3 protein-coding genes are annotated in these 3,506 nt (G+C 68.0%); 1 reads left to right on the top strand and 2 read right to left on the bottom strand.

Going from position 1 to position 3,506, the window contains the following annotated elements; all coding sequences use genetic code 11:
- On the top strand, positions 1-409 hold a 409-nt coding region (locus tag F6S12_RS30540), incomplete at its 5' end, for a LysE family translocator (RefSeq protein WP_315869748.1).
- A 173-nt stretch (positions 410-582) separates the two neighbouring features.
- Here F6S12_RS30540 and F6S12_RS30545 read toward each other — a convergent pair.
- Both F6S12_RS30545 and F6S12_RS30550 read right to left on the bottom strand, forming a co-directional pair.
- A complete protein-coding gene (locus tag F6S12_RS30545; protein WP_015637565.1) occupies positions 583-2,733 on the bottom strand; it encodes a hypothetical protein in 2,151 nt (716 codons plus the stop codon).
- The coding region (locus F6S12_RS30550) for a DUF3142 domain-containing protein (RefSeq protein ID WP_315869749.1) at positions 2,720-3,506 on the bottom strand (787 nt) is incomplete at its 5' end. The genes F6S12_RS30545 and F6S12_RS30550, both read right to left, overlap by 14 nt.

Raw genomic sequence — 3,506 nt, forward strand, 5'->3', positions numbered from 1 at the left:
CCTGGCGGGCGCCGCCTACCTGCTGTGGATTGGTATCCAGTGCCTGCGGGCGAACCTGTTGCCCAACCTTGAGCCCGGCACCGCCGCAGCCACGCCCCTGCGCTGGCGCGAGGCGATCCAGCGCGGCCTGTTGACCAACCTACTGAACCCCAAGGCATTGCTGTTCTGTTCGGTACTGCTGCCGCAGTTCGTCGATCCCCAGGCCGGTGCGGTGGTCCCGCAATTCATGACCCTGGGGGTGCTGCTGGTGGCCGTGGGCGGCCTGTTCGACTGCTGCTACGCCCTGGCCGGTGCCGGGCTGGGCCGCTGGATGCAGCGCAGCCCGTCGGCGCAACGAGTGCAGCAATGGCTGTTCGGCAGCCTGCTGATCGGCTTCGCCCTGCGCCTGACGTTCGTCCAGCAGGCCTGACGGCACCTGTTGCCGCTGCCGAGCCTCGGCGAAGCTGCGCGAAGGTCCGCAGGACCTTGCCTGGCGATCCCCGGCAAAATGTTCGCCCCAGAAATCGCCGCGACCGCTGCGTCGGAGTGCCGCCCAGCTCGTACGCAGCCTGCCGCAGCGGCTACAGGATCCTGGGCACGCTTTTATGTCGCCTTGTGCGAGGACACCGCGCGGCGGCGTCGGAACAGGTAGGCCGCCCCCAACAGCAGCACGCCGGCACCGGCGCCGGCAGCCAGCCTGTGCTCGGCCACCGCGGAACGGGATGCGTCCAGCCACTGGGTCAGGTAGCGCTTGTTGGCGCTGCCGAAGTCCGGTTCCTCACAGTTCATGCCGAAGTTGCCGGCCCACTCCACAAAGGGACCGTTCTGCACATAGCGCCGGTAGTACTCGATCTCGGCATCGCTGCCCCGGGTCCAGCGCGCCGCCTTGCACAGCACCGCGGCATAGGCCTGGCTGGTGTGGGGCAGGAAGTCCGCCGCCTGGTTGCCCAGCTCGCCGGCCACGTAGCGATAGTGGTAGCGCACATCGGGTTCGGCAGTGGTGGCCTGCTGGCGCTGCACTTCGTCGGCACTGATCAGCGGGCCGGCCTGTACCGGAGGGATTTCCAGGCTGTAGCTGCCCCACAGGCTGTGGTAGTCCGGACCCATCTCGTAGCCGAGGATCTCCATCCCCGAAGCCCGTGCCAGCTTGCCCGCCTGGTAATAGGCCTCGGCTCGCCGTGTTGGCAGCCAGGCCGACTCGGCGCTGCGCCGGTACTCGCCGTAGGCCTTGGCGATAGCCTGGCGCTCGGGGGTGTAGAAGTAGCCCCAGCCCTCTTCGTAGCGGCCCTCGCGCAACAGCCGCCGGCCCAGCAGTTCGCGCACCTGGGCGGCAATCGGCAGGCTCTCGTAGTAGGCATCGGGCTGCTGGGGGACGAGCGGCGGCGCCGGAACCTGGGTGTCGACGAAATGCTTGAGTTCATCCAGGGTCAGCACCCGCTCAGCCACGGTTGCCGCGTCGTGCCAGTAAATGTCGCCACTGCGGTAGAGCAGCTCGAACGCCTGCACATAGTCGCCACGGTCCAGGGCCAGCACGGCGCTTTCGCCTTCTACCCGGCAGCCCGGCTTGAGGTCTTCGTAGTTGCCGTCGTAATCACCGCGAAAGCCCCAGCTCTCTTCCCGGGGGAAAGCCGCGGCGGCCTTGGCATAGGCCGCGGCAGCCGCCACCTTGTCGCCGTTGCGCACGGCCATCTTGGCCCGCAGCCACCAGGCCAGGCCGCCGTCGCCGGCATGTTCGAGCAACTGCTGGGTGGTGACGAAATCGCCGTTCTGGTAATTCAGCGCCGCCAGGCGGTCGGCGTTGTCGAAAGTGCCGGCGGTGCCCTGGCTCAGCAGCTTGATCAGTTTCACCTCGGATTCCGGCCGTTCGCCGAAGGACCAGCCCAGGTGCGAGACCAGCGAAGCGGTGAGCAAGCGCGCCACCGAAGGCTGCTTGAGCTGCTCGCGCAACTGCGCGTCCGACAGGCCGCCCAACTCCCCCACCACCTGCTTCAGCGAGCTGTAGCCGACGTCCGAACCCATCAGGTTCTGGCTGGCATACAGGTCGATGGCCTCGCTCCAGTGGTTCTGGTTCTTCAGAATGCGCGCCTCTTCCCCCAGGCTGGCGATGCCCAGTTCCAGGGGGTCGCTGAAGCCGTCGATATTCAATTGGCGGGTCTGGGCGAACGCCTGGCGCGCCGCCAGCAAAGTGTCGCTGCGCCCCTGATCATCCAGCTCGTTGGCTTCTTCACTGATGGCTTGCAGGGCCCGGCCCAGGGAATAGGCGGCCCAGGTACTGCGCAGCGCCCGCTGCTCGGCGGGCAGCGCCAGCACCTTGCGGAAATACTCTGCCGCCCGCTCGTGATCCCCGGCGCTGAAGGCCACCGCGCCCGCGGTGTAGAGGTTGATCTCCGGCGGCAGGCTGGCCCCTTGCTGCTCCGCCAGGCGCGGGTCATTGAGCGTGCGCAACTGCCTGACCAGGGTTTTCTGGGCGTCGTCCAGCCCTTGCTGTTCGGCCCAGTTACGCTCCTGCACCTCATAGCTTTCAGGCAGGTTGTAATCGCGGCTGAAGCCATCCTGGACGACTGGCTTGAGCCCGACGATGGGCTTGCCCAGGCGGCTGACCTCGAACAGGAAACTGCCTTCCGGCAACTGCGCCAGGGTCTGCGGGCGATCCCCCAGCAGGCGCATGGGAAAGGTCGGGCCGCACGCCAAGGCCGGGGCCAAGGGCAGGCACAGGCTCAGGCACAGCAGGTAGCGGGATCTAGGGACGAACATGTGCAGCTCCTTGGTCAATTTTTGTACAGCGGGCCCAGCCCACTGCCCGGGTGCCGCCCGCCGCCAGACGGCCGGCCTGCTGGCGGGTCAATAGCAGCTGGCCGTCACGCAGCTCGGCGGCATAACCGCCCAGCCCGTCGAATCCGTCGCATTGGGCAACGGCCAGGGTCAGTTGTTCAGGCAAAGGGCGGTCGAGATTGCCCGGGTTGTCCAAGCGGATATCGAAGAGACCGTCCTGCTCCTGCAGGCTGATGCCCAAGCGGCTGTCCAGCACGTCTCCACGGGCCACCGCGCGCAGGGTATCCAGGCTCCAGGCGCGGACATCGCCCTTGAGCGGCAGGCGAAACCAGATCAGCCCGGCCAGATGGGCCGGCGGATCATTGCGCAGGGTCTTGGCCAGTTGGCTCAGTTGCTCGGGGTCGGCCATCAGCTCCCGACGCTGGCCCCGGCGCGCAATGGGCGCCTCGCTTTCCACCACTGGAGCCTGGGCGGTGCCGGGCAGCAAGGCCACGCCGTAGGCAGGCAGGGCCAGGTAGAACGGCTTGTCGCTGACCCCAGCCCAGCGCCTGGCCCATTGTTCAGCCTGGTGCGGGTCGAACAGCCCGCGCCGGGGGTCGCTGACCGCATGTACCTGGAGCACGCTGCTGTCGACCTGAGCCAGCAGCCCGGGCAACTCGCGGCTGTCGAGCCAGGCGGGCAGCGCGGTGATGCTCAGGGCCAGCTGCTGCGGCAGCACCTCGCGCAGCCGCCGCAGGAGCCCGGCATAGGCCGGC

It is taken from the genome of Pseudomonas sp. JV245A (assembly GCF_032424515.1).
Classification (GTDB): Bacteria; Pseudomonadota; Gammaproteobacteria; order Pseudomonadales; family Pseudomonadaceae; genus Aquipseudomonas; species Aquipseudomonas protegens.

What these genes read in the sequence shown, in the direction of transcription:
- F6S12_RS30545 (WP_015637565.1), bottom strand. Translation starts at nt 2,733, where the DNA reads ATGTTCGTCCCTAGATCCCGCTACCTGCTGTGCCTGAGCCTGTGCCTG.